Below are 20,704 nucleotides of genomic sequence, written 5' to 3'. Positions count from 1 at the left end.
CTACCTTAAAGGAATCGACCATGGACCCGTTTATTGGCCAAATCGTCATGTTTGCTGGCAATTTCGCCCCACGAGGCTGGGCATTCTGTCAGGGGCAGATTTTGGCTATCCAACAAAATGTGGCGCTGTTCTCCATTCTAGGGACCACCTATGGTGGCAACGGACAGAGCACTTTTCAACTTCCAAATTTGAGTAGTCGCGTGCCCGTGGGTACCGGTCAGGGTCCAGGGCTCGAGCCTTTTGTCCTGGGACAAGTGGGAGGCACGCACAACACCACGTTGACCAGTTCGAATATGCCCATCCATACCCACCCCGCCACCGTTACCCCCAACGGTAGCATCATGGCCAGCACGTCTGCAGGCACATTGCAGGCACCAATTACGGGCTCTTTACTGGCGCAATCCAACCAGCGGGATTCACAGTACATTGATTCGGCAAGCGCCGGCACAACGGTCCCCTTGGGAGGTAATGCACCTGCTCCAACTGTCACCATAGGGCAGGCAGGCGGATCCATTCCGTTCTCCATCATGCAACCTTATCTAGCCGTGAATTTCATCATTGCGCTGGAAGGCGTCTTCCCATCGCGCAACTGAGCATTGGGCATTTCAGAAGCGGCCCGCTCAGCCGGGCCGCTTCTGTTCCAAGCCCAGCGCATCCAGATACGCCAGTACAGCTCTCAGCGCAGCTTCAGGCGCCAGGTCTTTGCCTTGCAAATGCAGCTCCGGCTGCAGCGGCCGCTCATACGGGCTGTCGATACCGGTAAAGTCGCGCAGCTCGCCGCGCCGGGCGCGCGCATACAAGCCCTTGGGATCGCGCGCCTCGCACACAGCCAGCGGCGTATCGACAAACACCTCGACAAAGGCGTCCGGCGCAAACAAGGCCCGCGCCTGTGCCCGGTCTGCCGCAAACGGCGAGATGGCAGCCACAATCACCACCAGGCCGGCATCGGCCATCAGCCGCGCCACATGGGCCATGCGGCGGATATTCTCTGCCCGCGCCTCGGCGCTGAAACCCAGATCGGCATTGAGCCCCTGGCGCAGGTTGTCGCCATCGAGCGCATAAGTATGGCAGCCGCGCTGGTGCAAGGCCCGCTCCAGCGCATGGGCCAGGCTGGTCTTGCCCGAGGCAGATAACCCGGTGAGCCAGATGCAGCAGGGCGCATGGCCCATCAGCGCGGCGCGCTGGGCCGGCAGCACCGCCTGGCCAGGCGGAAAGATGGCGGCGGCGGGTTCTGGATGGTCTTTCATTCGGCAGGCTCCGTCTTGGTGGGCGCGCGGCGCATGGTCACGTACAGCCCATCGCCTGGCAGTTGCACAAAGCCCAGCCGCAGGTATAAATGGCGCGCGCGGTTATGCGGCTCCACACTCAGCGCCAGCGGCTGCCGCTGGGCATCAGCGCAGTCGCACAGCCACCGCAGCAGCACGCTGCCCAGGCCTTGGCCACGCTGTGCAGCCAGCAGCGAGATATCGACGACCCGTAACTCATCGGGCCCGTCCTCCACAATCAAACGCCCGATCGGCTGGCCATCCTGTTCGACCAGGTAATGCAGCGCATCGGGGTAGTAGCTGCCATAGTGCTGACGCTGAAAATCAAACTGCGACTGGCAGAAGGCATCGATGGCTTCAGGCGGCCAGCCGGTGGCCGCCAGCTCATCCTTGCGCACATCGCGGTAAAGAGCACGCAAAAAATCCGCATCCGACGCCAAAGACTGGCGCAGCTGCAAGCTGCCCAGCTGCAGCGCCGCAGGCAGCTCAGAGGGCATGGCTGAAGTGGGCCTCGTAGTACACGCCTTGCGCATCGGCCCCGGTTGCGGACACCATGATCGCAAAGTCGCCCCAGTCCGCATGGCGTGCGCGGTAGGTCTGGCTGGGCAGCACCGGGGCGGCCGGGCCCTGAAAATTAAGCCGGAATGCGGCCATGCCTGGGGCCGTTCGGCCTTGCGTTTCAAAGGCCGTCACCAGCAGCGGAATCTGGTGCGTATGCCCCGCCGTATCCCCAGCCAGGAACACCAGCGACTGGCCCTGGAGCTGGCTGGCCATCTCCTGCGTCAGCACCCGCGACCATACGGCATCATCCAGTTGGTAAGTGGCTTCGGGCAAGGTCATACAGGGGCAGCAAACGCAGTCCATGGTGGCAAGAGCGCCATTCTATCGCTGGGCCTGCGGGCGGCACCAGCGAATGCGTGACCTGGATTTCAGCCCCGCATCTCCGCCTTCACCACCACCCACAGCCCCAGCAGCACCGCCGCCAAGCCCACCCAGGCCACCCAGGGCTGGTGCTCGCCGACAATCCACACCGCCAGCACAAAGGCCGCCACTGGCTCGATCAGGCTCAGCGCCACACCGGTGGGCCCGGAGATATGGCGCAGGCCCATCGAGAACAGCAAGTGCGCAATGCCCGAGACGACAGCGCCCAGGTAGACGACGACCAGCACGGCAGACAGGCTCCACTGCGGCGCACCCGCATACAGCGCGGCAACAGGCAGCGCCAGCAGCGCAGCACCGCTGAACACATAAAAGTTCACCACCTTGGGCGACATATGGCTGACCAGGCGCTTGTTGACCAGCGCATAGCCGGCATAGGACAGCCCCGCGAGCAGGCACAGCGCCAGCCCAGGCCAGGAGACCTGGCTGCTGCCGCCCTCGCCCATCACCATCGCCACGCCACCGGCCACGCTGACCAAGGTGCCCAGCCACCACAGCGGCGACAGCGGCGCGCGCAGCACCAGCGCCTGCAGCAGGCCCGCCCAGATGGGGCTGCTGCCAATGGCCACGGCCGTGCCCACGCCTACACCGGCCATCTGCAGGCCAGCATAAAAGAACACGCTGTAGCCGCCAATGCCCAGCGATGCCCAGAAGAACGACGACAGCCGCAGCCCCGCCTGGCGGGGCCGCAGCACCAGGCTGCCAGTGCTGCCGCGCCGCGCCCAGAGCAGGCTCAGGCCCAGGAAGGCCGCCGCCACCGCCAGTTGCGCCGCACCCACCCAGAACGGCGACAGCCCCGCCGCCCCTAAGTATTGGGCGGTGCCGCTGGTGCCCCAGAGCACACCGGCAATGGCGACCAGTGCAATGCCCTGGGCGGAGGCGCTGAAGAAAGAAGAAGGTGCAGGGGAAACCATGCCGCTGGATGTCTGTGTCATACCGCTATGGTGCTGCGGCGGGACCCGGGCAAATGTCGAGAAACGCTTGTGCCTGCGCTGCTCCACAGGCCCCATGCATCAGCGCGCCGCGCTCTTGCGCAGGCTGCGGCTGCCCACGCCACGGTCGCGCCGCAGTGCATAGGCCAGCGCGCTGGCGGTGCTGTAGCCGCAGCGCAGTGCCGTGGTCTCCAGCGGCTGGCCGGCGGCCAGCGCTTTGCTGGCCTCGGTCAGGCGCAGGTCGCGCAGCCACTGCTGGGGGGTGCTGCCGGTCAGCTCCAGCCAGCGCACATGGAAGCGCTGCGGGCTCAGGTGCGCGAGGGCCGCCAGTTGGGGGGTGCGCCAGTCGCCGGCCAGATCGGCCCGCACCGCAGCGGTGATGGCCTGCACATCCAGCGCACGGCGCAGCAGCAGCTGAGGCGATTGCTGCACCCAGGCCACATGGGCCTGGGCCACCGTCAAGGCCGAGGCATGGGTGGCCAGCCAGTCACGCGGTGGTGCGGCAAAGCGGCGCATCTGCGTCCAGTCTGCGCCATCGGGCACATCCACCACGGCCAGTGCACTGCCCTTCTGCGCGAGGTAGGCATGGGTGGAGCCGGCCGGTATCACCACGCCGCTGGCGGTATCGACATAGGCCGCCTTGCCATTGACCTCCAGCTCCATGCGGCCAGCCAGTGCGTACAGCAGCTGCACATGGTCATGGCTGTGCGCCTGCTGCTCGCCTTCGTAATGGCGAACAGAGTAGTCAGGAGCCAGCAAGCGGTGGTGAGAGTGGTCGGCCATGGCAGCGGTGCATCAGTGCATAGCGCACAGTGTAGCCAGGCGCTGGCGGTTGCTCCCTGTTGCGCCGCTTGCCCCGCCTGGCCGTGCGGATCAGCGTATATTGGCGCATGGTCCGGGACTGGCCCGGGCCGCCCCGCTTACTGCACAGCTTTCCGTCTGCATGGCCGACACCTCTTCGCCCCTCTCTTCTTCCGCTCCCGCGCCTGCCGCCCGCCGCTCCTGGGCGGACACGTTCCGCGTCTACACCGAGCCGGCCAGCCTGCGCATGCTGGCGCTGGGCTTTTCTGCCGGCCTGCCGCTGCTGCTGGTGCTGGGCACCTTGTCGTTCTGGCTGCGCAAGGCGGGGATTGACCGCAGCACCATCGGCTACCTCAGCTGGGTGGGCCTGGCCTATGCGTTCAAATGGGTCTGGTCGCCACTGGTCGACCGGCTGCCGCTGCCAGGCCTCACGCGCCTGCTGGGGCGCCGGCGCAGCTGGCTGCTGCTGGCCCAGGGCCTGGTGATCGCCGGCCTGCTGGGCATGGCCTGGGCCGATCCGCAACTGCACCTCAACCACGTGGTCTGGTGCGCGCTGGCCGTGGCCTTTGGCTCGGCCACGCAGGATATTGCGCTCGATGCCTACCGCATCGAATCGGCCGACGCCGAGCGCCAGGCGGCACTGGCCGCCACCTACCAGACGGGCTACCGCATCGCGATGATCTGGGCCGGCGCTGGCGTGCTGTGGCTGGTGGCGCTGGGGCTGCAAGAAGGCGCGGGCGACTACCAGCGCCAGGCCTGGAGCTTTGCCTACCTGGTGATGGCCGCGTCGATGCTGGTGGGCGTGGTCACCGTGCTGCTGTCGCCCGAGCCCGTGGCCAAGGCGCTGACCCCTGCCCGCAATGCCGCCCAGTGGCTGCGGGAGGCGCTGGTCGCCCCGTTTGCCGACTTTCTGGGCCGCTACGGTTGGCATGCGGCGCTGATCCTGGCCTTGATCGCGATCTACCGCATCTCCGATGTGGTGATGGGCATCATGGCCAACCCCTTTTATGTCGACATGGGCTACACCGAGGCCGAGGTCGCCTCGGTCAGCAAGATCTTCGGCGTCATCATGACACTGGTCGGCGCCTTCATTGGCGGGGTGATCTCGATGCGCATCGGCGTGATGCGGGTGCTGATGCTGGGCGCGGTGCTGTCGGCCGGCAGCAACCTGCTGTTTGCCTGGCTGGCCACCCGTGGCCATGACCTGGTGGGCCTGATTGCGGTGGTCTCCGCCGACAACCTGGCCGGCGGTATTGCGTCGGCGGCCTTCATCGCCTATCTGTCGAGTCTCACGAACGTCAACTACTCGGCCACCCAATATGCGCTGTTCAGTTCGATGATGATGCTGCTGCCCAAGTGGATTGCCGGCTTCTCGGGCGTCTATGTGGACCATTTCGGCTATGCGCAGTTCTTTGTGTCGACGGCGCTGCTGGGGTTGCCGGTGCTGGTGCTGGTCTGGCTGGCGTCGCGCATCAGGCCTGTGCCCGGCAGGCCCTGACCCGCTTGGCACGACCGATGCGCGGTTTACCAAACTTTACGGCAGGGACAATCCGGCGCGACCCCGGCGTGCCACGATCGCCCCTATAGCAAAATCTGCGGGTCCTCCCGCCCCTAACCATGACTGCCATGCATACCCACCAACTGTTGATGATCGAAGATGACGAGCGTCTGGCCAATATGGTGAGCGAGTATCTGGCCCAGTCGGGGCTGCAGGTCAGCCACATGGCCGATGGCGCCAGCGGCCTCGCAGCGCTGCAGGAGCCGGCCAGCGGCCAGTCGCCCGACCTGGTCATCCTCGATCTGATGCTGCCCGATCTCGACGGCCTGGAGGTCTGCCGCCGCATTCGCACCCTGAACGGCCCCGCCGCCCAGGTGCCCATCCTGATGCTGACCGCCAAGGGCGACCCGATGGACCGCGTCATCGGCCTGGAAGTGGGCGCCGACGACTACCTGCCCAAGCCGTTCGAGCCGCGCGAGCTGCTCGCCCGCATCCGCGCCATTCTGCGCCGCCGGGTCGATGGCGGCAGCGCGGCGGCCCCCGCCAGCCAGGTGCTGCGCTTTGGCAGCCTGGAGATCGACCGCGACGCCCGTTCCGTCACGATCAGCGGCAAGCCCGCCGACCTGACCAGCTACCAGTTTGACCTGCTGGTCACCCTGGCCGAACGCGCCGGCCGCGTGCTCAGCCGCGACCAGATCATGGAAGCCGTGCGGGGCCGCGAGCTCGAAGCCTTTGACCGTTCCATCGACGTGCACATGGGCCGCATCCGCGCCGCCATCGAGGCCGATGCCAAGAACCCGCGCCGCATTCTGACGGTGCGCGGCGTCGGCTACGTGTTCGCCAAACAGCAGGACTGAGGACTGGCTCCAGCGCCCCGCCGCCCGCATGCATCTGTACAAATACTTCGCCGAACGGCTTTATCTGCGTATCTGGCTCACCGTGGTGGGCGGCGTGGCCGTGCTGATCCTGGTGATTGGCTGGGCCTGGCAGGCAGCGGCGGAAAAGAACGCCACACCACTGCAGCCCCCGGCGCGCGAGCTGCTGATCCGCAGTGCCGATGGCTCGTTGCTGCTGCATGGCGAGGCGGTGCGCCAGCCCGGCGACCCCAGCGAACTGGTGCTGTACCTGATCGAGGACGACCAGGGCCGCACCTACGAGATGGAGCTGCAGCGCCGCTCCGGCCGGGGCGAAGGCCACCGCCCGCCGCCGCCCAATCTGGGGCCCTGGTGGTTCTGGGTCAAGCCGCCGTTTGGCTTTTTCTGGATGCTGGGCCTCATTGGGGTCGTCGTCGTCGTGGGCGTGTTCCCCATCATCCGGCGCCTGATGGGCCGGCTCGAGGCACTGCGCAAAGGCGTCAAGCAGTTTGGCGATGGCGACCTGTCGGTGCGCGTCGATGTGCGCGGCAATGACGAGGTCAGCGACCTGGCCGAGCAATTCAATGCCGCAGCCGCCCGCATCGAGGCGCTGGTGCAATCGCACAAATCGCTGCTGGCCAACTCCTCGCATGAGCTGCGCAGCCCGCTGACCCGCATCCGCATGGGCGTGGAGCTGATGGGCGAGAAGCCCTCGCCCACGTTCAAGCAGGAGATCCAGCGCAATATCGCCGAGCTGGACCAGCTGGTTGACGAAATTCTGCTGGCTAGCCGTCTCGGTGCGCGCGAGGCCGATGTGGGCACCGCCGAGATGATCGACATCATCGGTCTGTGCGCCGAAGAGTGCGCACGGGTGGAGGCCGACCTGGAAGTGGCCGACACGCATGGCGATGCGATCGAGGTGCGTGGCATTGCCAAGCTGCTGCGCCGCGCGGTGCGCAACCTGCTGGAAAACGCCCGCCGCTACTCCCAGGGCCCGATCACCTTGTTCCTGGACAAACAGGGCGCGTATGCGGAAATCCGCGTCGCCGACCGGGGGCCCGGCGTGCCGCCCGACCAGCGCGAGCGCATTTTTGAATCCTTCTACCGCATGCCCGGCGCCAGCGAGCGCCATGGCGGTGTGGGCCTGGGCCTGGCCCTCGTGCGCTCGATTGCCGAGCGCCATGAAGGCAGCGTGCATTGCGAAGGGCGTGAGGGCGGCGGCGCCGTCTTTGTGCTGCGCCTGCCGTTGGCACCGCTGGCACGCAGCACGCCTGCGCAAACCCTGCCGCCGGCCAGCGTCTAAGCCAGCTGTGAACGCATTGAAAAAGGGCCTCTTGCTTTGCAGCAGAGGCCCTTGTTGATGGCACGGTGGATGTCAGCGCTTAAAAAGCGACGCCGGAGCGCAGCGCAATATTCGCATAAGGCGTGCATTCGCCAGTGCGCACGACGGCCACGGCCTGACGGCTCAGCGCCTTGAACGCTTCATGCGGCACGCATTGCGGCGCGCTGGGCAGGCCATCGGCCTGGCGCTGCTGGTACCAGGCCGGCAGTTGCGGCCCGTCCAGGCACTCGTTGGCGACGACGGCCGCTTCCACCTGCAGCTCGCTCAGAATGGCCTGCAGCACCTGGTCCAGGCTGGGCACACCGCGCGCCACGGCCAGGTCCACCCGGCGCACGCCAGGGGGCACCGGCAGGCCGGCATCGCCAATGACCAACAGATCGCCATGGCCCATCGCGGCGATGATCTGCGACAACTCGATATTCAACAATGCGGCACGCTTCATACGGGGCTCCAGAGGCTGGCTTCGGTGCGGGTGGCGACCTCGGCATGGAAAGGAATGGAAGGCTGTGCGCCTGCGCGGGTCACGCAGATGCCCGCCGCACGGATGGCCCACTGCGTGGCGTCGTCCAGGCTGGCGCCAGCCGCCAGTTGCACGGTGAGTGCGCCCAGGAAGGTATCGCCAGCGGCCGTGGTGTCCACCGCCTGTACCTGGGGGGCGCGGTGCCAATGGGCGGCGGCTTCTGCGCTGCCCTGGGCCGGCTGGCCGCAGCAAACGGCGCCCTGGCTGCCCAAGGTCACCACCACCTGGCCCACGCCCTTGGCCTGCAGCCAGCGCGCGGCACGGGCGGCGCTTTCGGGGCTGTCCACCGGGCTGCCGCTGAGCTGGGCGGCTTCGCCTTCGTTGACCACCAGCACATCCACCATGGGCCACCAGGCATCGGGCAGCGGCTGCACCGGTGACGGGTTGAGCACAGTCTTGCAGCCCACGGCGCGCGCGCTGCGCAAGGCCTGGTCCACCTCCTGCAAAGGGGTCTCGAACTGCAGCACCACATAGTCGGCATCCTGCAGCAGCGGGCGCAGCACCGGCTCGGTCACCTGCAGCCGCAGGTTGGCACCGGGCACCACCACGATCTGGTTCTGGGCGCTGTCATCGACGCTGATGACGGCCACGCCGGTGGCATCGCGCGCACTGCGCTGCACATGCTGCACATCGATATGGTCGGCCACCAGACCAGCGAGCAATTGGTCGGCATAGGCGTCCTCGCCCACGCAGGACAGCAGGCTGACGGCCGCCCCCTGCCGCGCACAGCTGACGGCCTGGTTGCCACCCTTGCCGCCGGGCACCTGGCTGAGCGACTGGCCCAGCATGGTCTCGCCAGCGCGCGGCATATGCGGCACGCGCAGCACCAGGTCCATGTTCAAACTGCCCAGCACCACGATACGCGGCGCCTGGCTCAAGATAGGCACATTCACACTGTTTCTCCACTCACAATCGGCACGGCAGCCCGGGCCAGCGCCCGGCTGCTCTCGCGGGTGACCAGCGCCGGCACCAGCATCTGCGTGGCAGCGGCGGCCGGGCCGGCGCTGCGGCCGGCCTGGATGCGCTCCAGCAACCAGGCCAACGCCTGCTGGGCCATGGCCCGGGTCGGCTGGGCCACCGTGGTCAGCGCTGGCTGGGTATAGCTGGCCAGCTCGATATCGTCATAGCCCACCACGGCCACATCGCGCGGCACCTGCAGGCCCGCCTCATGCACGGCGCGCAGCGCGCCCATCGCCATCAGGTCGTTGCAGGCAAACACGGCCGTGGGCCGGTTGGCGCCGCCGTCGTGCAGCAGGCGCTGCATGGCCACATAGCCACCGTTGACGGTGAAATCACCATGCACCAGCAGATCGCTGGGCAGGCCCACCAGCTGCAGTGCCTGGCGCCAGCCCTGTACGCGCTGTTCGCTGGACTGCAGATCCTGCGGGCCAGCGACGCAGGCAATGCGCTTGCGGCCCAGGGCCATCAGGTGCTGGGTGGCCAGCATGCCGCCCTGCACATGGTCGGTCTGCACGCAGGGGCGCTCCAGGCCGGCAATGGCCCGGTCGATCAGCACCATCGGCAGCGCCGTCTGCACCAGGTGCTGGGACATCAGCGCATCATCGCTGGTGGAGGCCACGATCAGGCCATCGACCCGCTTTTGCGACAGCACATCCAGGTAGACCTGCTGGCGCCCGGCATCGTTGTCGGTATTGCACAGCAGCAGCGCATAGCCGGCCGCAAAGCAGGCGTCTTCGACCGCGCGTACCAGCTCGGCAAAATAGGGATTGGAGTTGTCCGGCACCAGCATGCCGATGGTGTGCGTGGCCTGGGTCTTGAGGCTGCGCGCCACGGCGCTGGGCACATAGCCCAGGGTCTGCACGGCTTCCAGCACACGCTCCTGCGTGGCCGGCAGCACCGAACGCGTCTTGTTCAGCACATGCGAGACCGTGGTGACGGACACGCCCGCCAGGCGCGCCACGTCCTTGATGCTGCTCATCACCACCGTCAGGCCCGGCGTGCGGCACGGCGCTGGCGCACCGTGTCGATGATCACGGCCACGACGATCACCGCGCCGGTGATGATGCGCTTGGCCGGCTCGCTGGCGCCGATCTGGGCCAGGCCCGCTTCCAGCACCGCGATGATCAGCACACCAAAGAAGGTGGCGATCACCGAGCCGCGCCCGCCCATCAGGCTGGTGCCACCGATCACGACGGCGGCAATCACTTGCAGCTCCATGCCGCTGCCGGCATTGGGGTCAGCGGCCTCTAGGCGGGCCGACTGCATCAGGCCTGCCAGGCCGGCGAGCAGGCCGGTCAGTGCAAACACCAGGATGCGGATGGGGCGCGGATCGATACCGGCCAGGCGCATGGCCTCTTCATTGGTGCCGATGCCGACCACATAGCGGCCGAACACGGTGCGGGTCAGCACAATCTGGCCCAGCGCCACCACCACGATGGCGATGACAAAAGCCGCCGAGACGCCCGCGGCAATGGGCGCCGCCAGGCCCGAGATCGCATCGCCCACATACTGGGTGCGCGAGTCGGTAACCAGGTAGGCCGCGCCACGCAGCGCTTCGAGCATGCCCAGCGACACAATGAAGGTGGGCAGGCGCCAGACCACCGAGATGGAGCCCAGCACCGCGCCGCACAGCAGGCCGCAGAGCAGGCCCAGCGCACCCGCAGCCCAGGGGTTGAGGCCCCAGACCAGTATCGCCTGGGCCGCCACTGCCGCCGACAGCGCCAGCACCGAACCCACCGACAGGTCAATGCCCGCCAGGATCAGCACAAAGGTCATGCCGACGGCCATCACCGCCAGCGCGGGGATCTCGTTGGCGATGGTGACAAAGGTCTCGGTGCTCCAGAAATACTCGCTGAGGAAACTGAACAGCGCGACCATCGCGGCGAGCACCAGAAACAGGCCCACATAGGTGCCCCAGGCCTGCATGCGGCCCGAAGACGCCTGCGAGGCGGCGCTGGCAGCCGCTGCAGCCGACGGCGTAGGCGCGCTGGCGCGCGCGGAAAGGGGGGTTGTCATGGCTTGGTCCTCTTGCCTGCTCTTTTATTCGGGGGTTGCAGCCTGTGCTGCGGCGTGGGCCGATGGGGCTTCATCCACATTGCCAAAAGCGGCGGCCAGCAACTGCTGATCGCTCCACTGGCCGCGCTCGAACACGGCCACCAGCTCGCCATCGTGCATCACGCCAATGCGGTCACACATGGCCATCAGCTCCCGCAGGTCGCTGGAGACCATCAGCACGGCCTTGCCGTCATCGCACATGCGGTCGATCTCGTGGTAGATGTCGGCGCGCGCGCCCACATCGACGCCGCGTGTAGGCTCATCGAGCAGCAGCACATCGCAGGGCTGGTGCAGCCAGCGGGCAAACACCACTTTTTGCTGGTTGCCACCGCTCAGCGTGGAGACGGCCTGCTCGGCGCTGCGCGAGCGGATGCGCAGACGCTCGACAAAATGGCGGGCCACTTCGCTCTCCTGCGCGCGCTGCAGCCAGCCGCCGCGTGCAATCTTGTGCATGCCCGCCAAGGTGGTGTTGGCGCGGATCGACTGGGACAGCAGCAGGCCTTGCGACTTGCGGTCTTCGGTCACCAGGCCGATACCGGCCCGGATCGCCTGCACGGGGCTGTTCCAGTTGGGCGCCACCGTCTGCGTGGGCGCGGGGCTGCCAGCGGCATGCAGGCTGATTTCGCCGTGCTCGGCGCGGTCTGCGCCAAACAGCAGGCGCACCAGCTCGGTACGGCCCGAGCCGACCAGGCCCGCCAGGCCCATGATCTCGCCCGCATAGAGCGACAGACTGACGCCGCGCACCTGCGCGCCGCGTTGCAGATTTTTGGCAGACAGGCGCAGTGCACCACGCGCGCGGCGCGGCCGGCCTTCGTTGTCCTGCACCGCATGGCCGACCATGCGCTCGACCAGCTCATGCTCCTGCACGCCCTGCATGGGCCGCACATCGACCAGGCGGCCATCGCGCAGCACGGCCACCTTGTCGGCGATGCGCTGCAGCTCTTCGAGCCGGTGCGACACATAGACCAGTGCCACACCGCGCTCCTTGAGCAGTGCAATCTGTGTGAACAGGTGCTCGGTTTCCTTGAGCGTGAGCATCGCGGTGGGCTCATCGAGCACCAGCACCCGCGTGCCCTCCTGCAGGTTGCGGGCGATCTCCACCATCTGCTGCTGGCCAATGCCCAGCTGCGAGACGGGGGTGTCCGGATCGATATGCTCCATGCCGATCTTGGCCAGCTGGGTGCGGGCCAGCGCCCGCATCGCCGCATGGTTCAGCCAGCCGAGCCTGTGGGGGAGCTGGCCGAGCAGCAGGTTCTCGGCCACCGTCAAGGTAGCCACCAGGCCCAGCTCCTGCATCACCATGCGCACGCCCAGGCGCTCGGCTTCGCGCCGCGACGCGGGGGCAAAGGGCTTGCCATCGAGCTGCATCTGCCCCTGCGATGGATCCACCAACCCGCACAGAATCTTGGACAAGGTGCTCTTGCCCGCGCCGTTTTCACCGGTCAGCGCCATCACTTCGCCCGCCTGCAGATCCAGGCTCACGCCCTCCAGCACCAGGGTGCCGGAGTAGGCCTTGCCGATCTGCTGCAAACGCACGCGTGGCGTGCCGGCGCCTTGCGCCTCAGTCGTAGCCATGGGGTGCGCCGTGATTACTTGCTGTCCTTGGTCACCAAGGCCACATCGGTCTTGACTTCAGCGGGCAGCTCGTTCTGCTTTTTCTTCTCGGCCAGCGCCTTGAGGGCGATCTCGATGCCGAACACAGCCTGCTTGGCAGCGTACTGGTCGGCGGTGGCCAGCACGCGGCCGTCCTTCAGCATGGGCTTGATGGCGGCGATATTGTCATAGCCCACGACCTGCACCTTGCCGGTGCGGCCGGCGGCCTTCACCGCTGCGACCACGCCCAGCGCCATGCTGTCGTTGCCTGCCATGATCGCCTTCAGATCAGGGTGCTCGCGCAGCATGCCGGCGGCCACCGTGTTGCCCTTGTCGATTTCCCACTGGCCCGACTGCAGGCTGACCACATTGGCGCCAGCGGCCTTCATCGCATCCTGGAAGCCCAGGGTGCGCTGCTGGGCGTTGAAGGTGGTCGAGACGCCTTCGACGATGCCCACCTTGTCACCGGCCTGCAGCTGCTTGCCCAGGAAATCGCCCACCAGCTTGGCGCCGGCACGGTTGTCCGGACCCACGAAAGGCACGTTCAGGTCCTTGCTCTTGAGCGCGTCGGCATCGAGCTTGTTGTCGATGTTGACGATCAGCACGCCCTTGTCTGCTGCATTTTTCAGCACCGACACCAGGGCCTTGGAGTCGGCCGGGGCGATCACGATGGCCTGCACGCGCTGGGCCACCATCTGCTCGACCATCTTGATCTGCGCGGCCGTGTCGGTCTCGTCCTTGATGCCATTGGCCACCAAGGTGTACTGGGCGGCATTGGCCTTCTGGTGCGCCTTGGCGCCGTCTTCCATCGTGCGGAAGAACTCGTTGGCCAGCGATTTCATCACCAGCGCCACCTTGGGCTTGTCAGCCGCAACGGCTTGGTGGGAAAAACCAGCCACGGTGGCCAAAGCCAGCGCAGCAGTCAGGGTACGGCGGGTAAAGCGCATGAGATAAGTCTCCGAAGGATTGTTGTGCATCGCGCGGTGCCATCCACAGCAGTAGCCGCGAGATGCCGCATGTTTGCATGGGCGCAAACGTTTGCGCCCCGGAGTTTACCCGAAGGTCAAACAAGATTTCACGAGTGGGTCATGCCGGGCAAATGCTTCGGCGGCACCCGCTTGGGCAACCCGCTACGGCTGCCTGCAGGCGGCCTTTCAGCGGCTCAGCCCTGGTGCGGATGGCGCCAGACCATGGCCGCCAGAATCACGATCCCCAACACCAGTGCAGCGCCTGCGGCCGCCAGGCCATAGGCAAAGCCCTGCTGGGTGCTGGCGCTGTGGGCCAGCATCCAGGCGACCATCGGCGGGCCTACGATCTGGCCCAAGCCGTAGGCCGCCGTCAGCAGACCCGGAAAGCTGCTGAGCGCGCTCGGCCAGATGCGGCGCGCCTCTTGCAGCGCAAAAAAGGTCAGTGCCGTAAACGGCAGGCCCAGCAGCAGGCTGCCCAGCGAAAAGCCCAGCGGCGTCGGCCACAGCGCACTGATGGCAATGGACACCGCCTGGATGCCGTAGCCGGCCATCAGCAGACGGCGCCGGTCCCAGCGGGTAGGCAAATGGGTCGAGAGATAGGCGCCCAGTGCCACGCCGCCACCGAACATGGGCCAGAACAGGTCGGGCCAGACCGAATCGGCGGGCAGCGCGCCGCGCGCAATCACCGGCAGGTAGGTGGCGGTGACGATATAGCCCAGGCCGGCCAGACTGTAGGCCAGGGTCAGCAGCAGCCGGTCGACCGGGCCCTCGGGTGCGGCTGCCACAGCGGCGCCGGTCTGCGTATGGGCAGGCGGTGGCGCCAGCGGGCCGCGCACCACCGTCATCACCATCAGCCAGAAGACCAGCGCCAGCAGCGCAAACGCCAGCCAGGCGCTGACGGCATGCCAGCCGGCTGCCACCATGGCGCTGGTGGCCAGGCCGGTCAGCGCAATGCCGATGCCCGGGCCGCAAAACAGCAGGCCGCCCATCTGCGGCCGCCCCAGATGCGCCAGCTGCGACATGCACCACAGGGTGATATTGAGGAACACCACGGCGCTGGCCACGCCCGAGACAAAGCGCAGGCTGGCCCAGGCGCCGGGCCAGTTCAGTGCCATCGCCGCCGTCAGCACGGCGGTGATGAACAGCCACCAGTGCACCATGCGCGAGGGGTGCAGCCGCTGCATCAGGCCCTGGGCTACCCAGGGCAGCACCATGCACAGCAGCGAGCCGACAAAGTAGCCCAGGTAGTTGCTCATCGCCAGCCAGCTGCCCTGCGCCAGGTCAATGCTGCCGTCATGCAGCATCATCGGCATCAACGGGGTGAACGCGAAGCGCCCCACGCCCATGGCCGAAGCCAGCGCCACCATGCCGGCCACGGCCACCAGCCATGGGCGCTGGTTCCAGGGCAGCGCAGCGCTGGACGAGGAAGGGGAAACCGAAGAGCTGACCGAGGGTGGCATGGTGCGGACCTGTCGTTTATGTATCTTTTTTGGAGATGCCATGTTAAATTAACATCTTCAAAAAAGATAGATACAAACGTGTTGGATCTCGCCACCCTTGCCATCTTTCAGCAGGTCATTGCCAGCGGCAGCATCACCCGTGCTGCGCAGCAGCTGGGCCGCGCCCAGTCCAATATCACCACCCGCATCCAGCAGCTGGAGGAGTCGCTGGGCGTTGCGCTTTTTGTACGCGAAGCCCGGCGCATGGTGCTGACACCCGAGGGACAGCAGCTGCAGCGCTATGCCGACCAGTTGCTGACCCTGGCCGAAGAGGCCACGCAGAGCCTGCGCGGCAAGCACCCCAGCGGCCGGCTGCGCCTGGGCTCGATGGAGAGCACGGCCGCCGCGCGCCTGCCGCTGCCACTGGCCACGTTCCACCGCACGCACCCGCAGGTGCAGCTGGAGCTGACCACGGCCGCGTCGCTGCAGCTGATGGAGCAGGTGCTGGACCACCAGCTCGATGCCGCCCTGGTGGCCTGGCCGCCGCCGGATGTGGATGCGCCGCTGCCGCTGGACCTGGTGCCGCTCTACGAAGAATCGCTGCAGCTGCTGCGCCCCGCCCAGACCCTGGAGGGAGAGCTGCCCCGCACCCTGGCCGGTTTCAGCGATGGCTGCACCTACCGCCGCATTGGCGAGCAATGGATGGCGCAGGCCCACGGCCCGGTTCCCACGCGGGTGTTGCAGTTGTCGTCCTACCACGCGATCATCGCAGCCGTGGCCGCAGGCAGTGCGGTGGCCGTCGTGCCACAGACCGTGCTCGACTTGCAACGCCACCCGCTGCCTGTGCACAGCCAGCCGCTGGGCAGCTGCACCACGATGTTTGTCACCCGCCAGGGCTATGCCACGCCGGCGGTGCAGCAATTGCTGGCGGTCCTGCAGACGGCCGCACCCACCTCTTTAACAGCAGCGATGGAGACCGTATGACCCGCGATGTAATGCAAGAACTGGACCTGCAGCTGCCTGTGGTGCAAGGCCCGATGACCGGCTCGGACAGCCCGGCGCTGGCCGCTGCCGTCAGTGCGGGCGGCGGCCTGGGCTCGCTGGGCTGCGGCATGCGCTCGCCCCAGGCGATGGCCGAGGCCGCTGCCGCAGTGCGCGCGCAGACCGGCCGGCCCTTTGCGATGAACCTGTTTGTGCAGGCCACCCCCGCACCCGATGCTGCCACCGTGCAGCAGGCCCTGCAGCGCCTGGCCCCGCTGTATGCCCGTTTTGGCGCGGAGCCGGCCGTACCCAGCCAGTGGTGCGAAGATTTTACGCAGCAGCTCGATGCACTGGCCGCCTGCCGCCCGGCAGTGGCCAGCTTTACCTTCGGCATCCTCAACGCCGCCCAGGTGCAACGCCTGCAGGCGGCCGGCAGCCAGGTCTGGGGCACGGCCACCACGGTGGCCGAGGCACTCGCCTGGCAGGCGGTGGGGGCCGATGCGGTCATCGCCAGCGGCAGCGAGGCCGGTGGCCACCGAGGCACCTTCCTGGCGGACTATGCCTCGTCAATGGTCTCCACCTTGCCGCTGGTGCGCGACTGCGTGCGGCAGCTGCAGGTACCGGTGATTGCGGCCGGCGGCATCATGGATGGCGCCGGCATCGCCGCCGCACAGGCGCTGGGAGCGCAGGCGGTGCAGATGGGCACGGCCTTTCTGGTCTGCCCCGAATCGGCCATCAACGCGGCCTACCGCGCTGCGCTGGCCGCTGCCCAGGCCACCGACACCGTCACCACCCGCACGATCTCGGGCCGCCCTGCGCGCGGCATCCGCAATGCGATGATCGATGCGCTCGAAGCCGATGAGGCCGCCATTCCGCCCTACCCGGTGCAAAACGCGCTGACCGGCGCACTGCGCAAGCTCGCCGGTGCGGCGGGCGATGCGCAGTACCTGTCGCTGTGGGCCGGCCAGGGCGTGGCCCAGGCCAGAGCCCTGCCCGCCGCCCAACTATTGCACCAGCTCAAGCAAGAGTGGCAGGCAGCGGGCGCACAATAGCAGCCAATGCCCGGCAGCCTGGTCCGGGCCAGCAAAGACTGCCTGCCGTGAACACTGTTGCACCCTCTGCCCCTGCGCAAGCCTCCCGCCCCGTCATCCTGTCCATCCAATCGCATGTGGCCTGGGGCTATGTCGGCAACTCGGCGGCGGTGTTTGCGCTGCAGCGCCTGGGCTTTGATGTGCTGCAGGTGCATACGGTCCTGTTCAGCAACCATACGGGCTACGGGCAGTTCCGGGGCCAGATCCTGAGCGCCGAACATATCCGCGACATCCTCGCGGGCCTGCGCGAGCGCGGCGCGCTGCAGAAAGTGGGCGCCGTGCTCTCGGGCTACCTGGGCAACGCCGATACCGGCGCCGCCATTCTCGATGCCGTCAATGACATCCGCCAGGCCAATCCGCAGCTGCGCTACCTCTGCGACCCGGTGATGGGCGATGTGGGCCGGGGGCTCTTCGTCAACCCGGCGATCCCCGATTTTCTGCGCGACCAGGCCATCCCGTTCGCCAACATCATCACGCCCAACCAGTTCGAGTTCGAGCTGCTGAGCGGCACCAAGCTGGCCAGCACCGAAGAGGCTGTAGCCGTCGCGCGCCAGATGCGTGGGCGCGGGCCGGACACCATCGTCATCACCAGCCTGGCCACGCCCGACATCGCCGCCGGCCAGCTGGGCACACTGGCCGTCAATGGGCAAGGCGCCTGGCTGGTGACCACGCCGCGTATCGACCTGCACCCCTTGCCCAATGGCATGGGCGATGTGTTTGCTGCCACCTTGCTGGGCCGGCTGGTGGATGGCCGCGCGTTGCCAGAGGCGCTGGAGCTGGCCACCGCTACCTTGTATTCGCTGGTCCAGGGCACGCAGGCGGGCTCCCGTGATCTGCCGCTGGTGGCAGCGCAGGCCCAGCTGATCGAGCCGGCAGCGCGCTTTGCGGCCCGCCAGGTGGCCTGAGGCAACCCAAGTCGCTTATGGTTTCTGCTGCAAAGCCAGCAGTGCGCGCTCACGTCCGATCAGCGCACCCAGCAGCAGCACCAGCAGATAGACGTAGAACAGATGCCCGCTGTTGTGGGCAAAAAAGACCTGGGTCAGGCCAAAGCCGATGTAGCACATCGGAACCAGAATGCCGAGCATGCGCAGGTAGAGGATCTGGCGGTCCATGGGCGTGCCCGGGCATTGCGCCATGCGCTTGCGGGTGGGCCAGAAGATCAGCAGCGGCACGGCATAAAAGGCCAGCAGCAAGGCCACTCCCACCAGGCCGCGCTTGGCAAACATGTCGAGCAGCTCGTTGTGCGCATGGTCATACGGCAGCACCGAGGCGCTGGCCTCGCCCGCTTCCACGCGGCGGGCTTTCTCTGCGATATAGCCTTGTAGGCCCCAGCCGGTCAGCGGCCTGTCCAGCCCCATGTGCCAGGCCAGGTGCCAGTGGGCCAGCCGCTGGCCGACCGAGGTTTCGGCCGCATGGCGGTCCTGCACCTCGTAGCTCTGCACCTCGTGCACGGCAGTGTGGTAGCGCTGGGCCATTTCATCGCCCTTGAGCAAGACCAGCCCGCCAATGCCCAGCACGGCCGCCAGCAGGCCCAGCCCCACCGGTTTGCGCAGGCCGCAGCGCCACAGCAGCGCCGCGCCTATCAGCAGAATAAAGGGCAGCACGATCCAGCTGCCGCGCGTATCCGACAGGATGACGGCCAGCAGGCCGAACAGGCTGCAGACCAGACCCAGCGCGCGCTGCCAGGCCGCCAATGAGCGCCATAGCAGCAGCACCCCAAAGCAGCAGGCCAGCGCCAGCACCAGCGCAATGCCGCTGAACTGGATCGCATTGGTAAAGCCGTTGGCACGGTGGGCATCGGTCCAGCCCGTCTGGTAGACGGCGACCAGGCCCGCGCCCAGGGCACCCGCCAGCATGCCCCAGCCCAGCGGGCGCACCCGGGGCGCAAAGGTCTGCAAAAAACCCAGGCCGGTGATGGCCAGTGCGTATTTGACGAACTGGTCGCTGCGCGAGCGCACATGCCAGTCATCGAAGCTCATGGTCCACATGACGGCCATGACGGCGAGCATCAGCGCCCAGGCCAGCGCGCGGCGGTCCCAGCTGCGGCCCCACCATTGGCGCACAAAAACCAGGCTGGCCAGCGCCAGCACTGCAGCGCCAAAGGAGTAGCCAGAGGGCAAGGTCAGTGCCACACCGGGCACCAGAAACGCCGCCAGCTGGCTGGCGCGTGCTGCGGCCGAGGGTGCAGCGGACGGCGCCGCAGCAGGGCTCATCGGCGCACGTCTCCGCTCAGGTAAGGGCGGTCATAGGCCAGTGCCACATAGCGGAAGAAGCTCTCCAGTGCGACGAACACGCAATACAGGAAGCCCGCGCCCCCGCACAGAAAGCCGAAATGAAAGAAGTAAAGACGCACAAACATCGCCACCGACGAGGCCATACCGCGCAGAATGCCGCCACGCACGCCTTCTTCGGCCCGCTTGGCGGCCCCCAGCATCGCGTACTGGGTGAGCTTTTCCAGGCTGGAATGCACGGTGCTGCGCGAATGGTGCAGCAGCGGTGTGCGCATCAGGTGGCGCGTCACATTGGCGCGGCTCAGTTGCGCCTCTTCATGCACCACGCCGGTGTACTCGCGCAGCAGGCCACGCCAGAACAGGCGCTCGACCTTGGCGGTGGAGCGCAGGTATTTCAGTTCCTTGCCAAAAGCGACCATGCGCCAGCGCACCATCCAGATGGCTTCCTCTCCCGACTGGACGATGGCCTCCAGCTCCTCGCGGAACGCGGGAGAGATGGTCTCATCGGCATCGAGGAAGAACACATAGTCCCCCTTGGCGTGGGCGAGCAGCCGGTTGCGCTGCAACGCAAAGCCCTGCCAGTCTTCGTAGCGAAACACCTGGGCACCAAGGCTACAGGCAATGGCGGTGGTACGGTCCACACTGCCACTGTCCACCACCACAACCTGGTCGGCAAACGAGGCACTGCGCAAGCAGGCCTCGATATTGTCTTCTTCGTTGAGCGTGAGGATGCCAATGGTCAGCGTCAGCCTGCGCGAAGCTGCAGCGCCGCCCAATGGGGAATCAGTCACTCAATGGCCACCGTGGAAGGTTTCGCCCGCCTTGAGCCGGTACACGGTACCGCAGTACGGGCATTTGGCCTCACCGCTGTGGCCGACATCCAGAAAAACGCGGGGATGGCCGCTCCACAATTTCATGTCTGCCTTGGGATTGGGGCAAAACACGCCACCTTGGGCGTTCAGGTCTTTGGCCAGCAACTCAACAACTGCCTGCGTCATGGTTTTCAACTTTCCTGCGCCGGCCCCGCACCCCTGTCGCGGACCGGCTTTCGATGATTCTGTAGGCACGGGCAATGGTGGGGACCAGCCCCAACGGGCTCCCGTGCTGGGCAGTGATTTTACGTGGACGGCGCCCGACTTGGCAGAAGATGCACATTGCGCACCTCAGATTTGACCGCCAAACCCGCCTAAAAGGGTGCCGCAGACGGGCGGCAGGTCGCCGTTGTTACAAGTGGG

At 66.9% G+C, this 20,704-nt stretch carries 22 protein-coding genes; 7 read left to right on the top strand and 15 right to left on the bottom strand.

Going from position 1 to position 20,704, the window contains the following annotated elements; all coding sequences use genetic code 11:
• Positions 1-20 precede the first annotated feature (20 nt).
• Complete coding sequence (locus MJ205_RS21175) at positions 21-593, top strand: phage tail protein (RefSeq protein ID WP_239810247.1); 573 nt, start codon at positions 21-23, stop codon at positions 591-593.
• A 27-nt stretch (positions 594-620) separates the two neighbouring features.
• Here MJ205_RS21175 and cysC read toward each other — a convergent pair whose 3' ends face one another.
• The 5 genes from cysC to MJ205_RS21150 all read right to left on the bottom strand — a co-directional run bounded on the left by cysC (position 621) and on the right by MJ205_RS21150 (position 3,919).
• The gene (gene cysC / locus MJ205_RS21170; protein ID WP_342395171.1) at positions 621-1,247 is read right to left on the bottom strand and encodes an adenylyl-sulfate kinase; all 627 of its coding nucleotides are present in this window, start codon (positions 1,245-1,247) and stop codon (positions 621-623) included.
• Complete coding sequence (locus tag MJ205_RS21165) at positions 1,244-1,762, bottom strand: GNAT family N-acetyltransferase (RefSeq protein WP_239810246.1); 519 nt, start codon at positions 1,760-1,762, stop codon at positions 1,244-1,246. The genes cysC and MJ205_RS21165 overlap by 4 nt, the downstream gene beginning before the upstream one ends.
• Complete coding sequence (locus MJ205_RS21160; RefSeq protein WP_239810245.1) at positions 1,752-2,105, bottom strand: DUF6916 family protein; 354 nt, start codon at positions 2,103-2,105, stop codon at positions 1,752-1,754. Before MJ205_RS21160 ends, MJ205_RS21165 begins: the two co-directional genes overlap by 11 nt.
• Before the next feature lie 89 nt (positions 2,106-2,194).
• The gene (locus tag MJ205_RS21155) at positions 2,195-3,139 is read right to left on the bottom strand and encodes a DMT family transporter (protein ID WP_239810244.1); all 945 of its coding nucleotides are present in this window, start codon (positions 3,137-3,139) and stop codon (positions 2,195-2,197) included.
• 78 nt (positions 3,140-3,217) lie between these two features.
• Complete coding sequence (locus MJ205_RS21150) at positions 3,218-3,919, bottom strand: helix-turn-helix domain-containing protein (RefSeq protein WP_239810243.1); 702 nt, start codon at positions 3,917-3,919, stop codon at positions 3,218-3,220.
• A 160-nt stretch (positions 3,920-4,079) separates the two neighbouring features.
• Between MJ205_RS21150 and MJ205_RS21145 the strand changes: the two genes are divergently transcribed.
• The 3 genes from MJ205_RS21145 (at position 4,080) to MJ205_RS21135 (ending at position 7,592) form a co-directional block, all read left to right on the top strand.
• Positions 4,080-5,435, top strand: coding sequence for an AmpG family muropeptide MFS transporter (locus MJ205_RS21145; RefSeq protein WP_239810242.1), 1,356 nt, complete (start codon positions 4,080-4,082; stop codon positions 5,433-5,435).
• 128 nt (positions 5,436-5,563) lie between these two features.
• A complete protein-coding gene (locus tag MJ205_RS21140; RefSeq protein WP_239810241.1) occupies positions 5,564-6,292 on the top strand; it encodes a response regulator transcription factor in 729 nt (242 codons plus the stop codon).
• A gap of 28 nt (positions 6,293-6,320) precedes the next feature.
• Positions 6,321-7,592, top strand: coding sequence for a sensor histidine kinase (locus MJ205_RS21135; RefSeq protein WP_239810240.1), 1,272 nt, complete (start codon positions 6,321-6,323; stop codon positions 7,590-7,592).
• Between the two features lie 79 nt (positions 7,593-7,671).
• Here the strand turns inward: MJ205_RS21135 and rbsD are convergent, their stop codons facing one another.
• From rbsD to MJ205_RS21100, 7 genes are all read right to left on the bottom strand, one after another.
• Positions 7,672-8,073: a D-ribose pyranase gene (gene rbsD / locus MJ205_RS21130; protein WP_239810239.1), complete on the bottom strand. Its 402-nt coding sequence runs from the start codon at positions 8,071-8,073 to the stop codon at positions 7,672-7,674.
• Entirely contained in the window at positions 8,070-9,044 is a 975-nt protein-coding gene (gene rbsK, locus MJ205_RS21125; protein WP_256460948.1) for a ribokinase, read from the bottom strand. The genes rbsD and rbsK overlap by 4 nt, the downstream gene beginning before the upstream one ends.
• Positions 9,041-10,090, bottom strand: a complete 1,050-nt coding sequence (locus MJ205_RS21120; RefSeq protein WP_239810238.1) for a LacI family DNA-binding transcriptional regulator — start codon at positions 10,088-10,090, stop codon at positions 9,041-9,043. The genes rbsK and MJ205_RS21120 overlap by 4 nt, the downstream gene beginning before the upstream one ends.
• Positions 10,091-10,098: 8 nt before the next feature.
• A complete protein-coding gene (locus MJ205_RS21115) occupies positions 10,099-11,127 on the bottom strand; it encodes an ABC transporter permease (protein ID WP_373449401.1) in 1,029 nt (342 codons plus the stop codon).
• Positions 11,128-11,151: 24 nt separating this feature from the next.
• Positions 11,152-12,741, bottom strand: coding sequence for a sugar ABC transporter ATP-binding protein (locus tag MJ205_RS21110; protein WP_239810237.1), 1,590 nt, complete (start codon positions 12,739-12,741; stop codon positions 11,152-11,154).
• A 14-nt stretch (positions 12,742-12,755) separates the two neighbouring features.
• Positions 12,756-13,706 carry a sugar ABC transporter substrate-binding protein gene (locus MJ205_RS21105; protein WP_239810236.1) on the bottom strand — a complete coding sequence of 317 codons (951 nt, stop codon included), beginning with the start codon at positions 13,704-13,706 and terminating at the stop codon, positions 12,756-12,758.
• A 215-nt stretch (positions 13,707-13,921) separates the two neighbouring features.
• Positions 13,922-15,187, bottom strand: coding sequence for a YbfB/YjiJ family MFS transporter (locus MJ205_RS21100; protein ID WP_239810235.1), 1,266 nt, complete (start codon positions 15,185-15,187; stop codon positions 13,922-13,924).
• Between the two features lie 78 nt (positions 15,188-15,265).
• Between MJ205_RS21100 and MJ205_RS21095 the strand changes: the two genes are divergently transcribed.
• The 3 genes from MJ205_RS21095 to pdxY are packed head-to-tail and all read left to right on the top strand — an operon-like array spanning position 15,266 to position 18,143.
• Positions 15,266-16,150 (top strand): LysR family transcriptional regulator, encoded by an 885-nt coding sequence (locus tag MJ205_RS21095; RefSeq protein ID WP_342395170.1) that lies wholly within the window; start codon positions 15,266-15,268, stop codon positions 16,148-16,150.
• Complete coding sequence (locus MJ205_RS21090; protein WP_239810234.1) at positions 16,147-17,199, top strand: NAD(P)H-dependent flavin oxidoreductase; 1,053 nt, start codon at positions 16,147-16,149, stop codon at positions 17,197-17,199. The genes MJ205_RS21095 and MJ205_RS21090 overlap by 4 nt, the downstream gene beginning before the upstream one ends.
• 47 nt (positions 17,200-17,246) lie before the next feature.
• Positions 17,247-18,143 carry a pyridoxal kinase PdxY gene (pdxY, locus tag MJ205_RS21085; protein WP_342395169.1) on the top strand — a complete coding sequence of 299 codons (897 nt, stop codon included), beginning with the start codon at positions 17,247-17,249 and terminating at the stop codon, positions 18,141-18,143.
• A 15-nt stretch (positions 18,144-18,158) separates the two neighbouring features.
• Here the strand turns inward: pdxY and MJ205_RS21080 are convergent, their stop codons facing one another.
• From MJ205_RS21080 to MJ205_RS21070, 3 genes are read right to left on the bottom strand one after another with little or no spacing between them, the layout of a single operon-like run.
• A complete protein-coding gene (locus MJ205_RS21080; RefSeq protein ID WP_239810233.1) occupies positions 18,159-19,451 on the bottom strand; it encodes an O-antigen ligase family protein in 1,293 nt (430 codons plus the stop codon).
• Complete coding sequence (locus MJ205_RS21075; protein ID WP_239810232.1) at positions 19,448-20,260, bottom strand: glycosyltransferase family 2 protein; 813 nt, start codon at positions 20,258-20,260, stop codon at positions 19,448-19,450. The genes MJ205_RS21080 and MJ205_RS21075 overlap by 4 nt, the downstream gene beginning before the upstream one ends.
• Positions 20,261-20,467 carry a zinc-finger domain-containing protein gene (locus MJ205_RS21070; RefSeq protein WP_021028650.1) on the bottom strand — a complete coding sequence of 69 codons (207 nt, stop codon included), beginning with the start codon at positions 20,465-20,467 and terminating at the stop codon, positions 20,261-20,263.
• Positions 20,468-20,704 lie beyond the last annotated feature (237 nt).

The sequence above is a fragment of the Comamonas sp. B21-038 genome (assembly GCF_022387135.1).
GTDB classification, from domain to species: domain Bacteria; phylum Pseudomonadota; class Gammaproteobacteria; order Burkholderiales; family Burkholderiaceae_C; genus Comamonas; species Comamonas sediminis.
This window is presented reverse-complemented; position numbering and strand designations above follow the sequence as displayed.

What these genes read in the sequence shown, in the direction of transcription:
- MJ205_RS21175 (WP_239810247.1), top strand. Translation starts at nt 21, where the DNA reads ATGGACCCGTTTATTGGCCAAATCGTCATGTTTGCTGGCAATTTCGCC.
- cysC (WP_342395171.1), bottom strand. Translation starts at nt 1,247, where the DNA reads ATGAAAGACCATCCAGAACCCGCCGCCGCCATCTTTCCGCCTGGCCAG.
- MJ205_RS21165 (WP_239810246.1), bottom strand. Translation starts at nt 1,762, where the DNA reads ATGCCCTCTGAGCTGCCTGCGGCGCTGCAGCTGGGCAGCTTGCAGCTG.
- MJ205_RS21160 (WP_239810245.1), bottom strand. Translation starts at nt 2,105, where the DNA reads ATGACCTTGCCCGAAGCCACTTACCAACTGGATGATGCCGTATGGTCG.
- MJ205_RS21155 (WP_239810244.1), bottom strand. Translation starts at nt 3,139, where the DNA reads ATGACACAGACATCCAGCGGCATGGTTTCCCCTGCACCTTCTTCTTTC.
- MJ205_RS21150 (WP_239810243.1), bottom strand. Translation starts at nt 3,919, where the DNA reads ATGGCCGACCACTCTCACCACCGCTTGCTGGCTCCTGACTACTCTGTT.
- MJ205_RS21145 (WP_239810242.1), top strand. Translation starts at nt 4,080, where the DNA reads ATGGCCGACACCTCTTCGCCCCTCTCTTCTTCCGCTCCCGCGCCTGCC.
- MJ205_RS21140 (WP_239810241.1), top strand. Translation starts at nt 5,564, where the DNA reads ATGCATACCCACCAACTGTTGATGATCGAAGATGACGAGCGTCTGGCC.
- MJ205_RS21135 (WP_239810240.1), top strand. Translation starts at nt 6,321, where the DNA reads ATGCATCTGTACAAATACTTCGCCGAACGGCTTTATCTGCGTATCTGG.
- rbsD (WP_239810239.1), bottom strand. Translation starts at nt 8,073, where the DNA reads ATGAAGCGTGCCGCATTGTTGAATATCGAGTTGTCGCAGATCATCGCC.
- MJ205_RS21120 (WP_239810238.1), bottom strand. Translation starts at nt 10,090, where the DNA reads ATGAGCAGCATCAAGGACGTGGCGCGCCTGGCGGGCGTGTCCGTCACC.
- MJ205_RS21115 (WP_373449401.1), bottom strand. Translation starts at nt 11,127, where the DNA reads ATGACAACCCCCCTTTCCGCGCGCGCCAGCGCGCCTACGCCGTCGGCT.
- MJ205_RS21110 (WP_239810237.1), bottom strand. Translation starts at nt 12,741, where the DNA reads ATGGCTACGACTGAGGCGCAAGGCGCCGGCACGCCACGCGTGCGTTTG.
- MJ205_RS21105 (WP_239810236.1), bottom strand. Translation starts at nt 13,706, where the DNA reads ATGCGCTTTACCCGCCGTACCCTGACTGCTGCGCTGGCTTTGGCCACC.
- MJ205_RS21100 (WP_239810235.1), bottom strand. Translation starts at nt 15,187, where the DNA reads ATGCCACCCTCGGTCAGCTCTTCGGTTTCCCCTTCCTCGTCCAGCGCT.
- MJ205_RS21090 (WP_239810234.1), top strand. Translation starts at nt 16,147, where the DNA reads ATGACCCGCGATGTAATGCAAGAACTGGACCTGCAGCTGCCTGTGGTG.
- MJ205_RS21080 (WP_239810233.1), bottom strand. Translation starts at nt 19,451, where the DNA reads ATGAGCCCTGCTGCGGCGCCGTCCGCTGCACCCTCGGCCGCAGCACGC.
- MJ205_RS21070 (WP_021028650.1), bottom strand. Translation starts at nt 20,467, where the DNA reads ATGACGCAGGCAGTTGTTGAGTTGCTGGCCAAAGACCTGAACGCCCAA.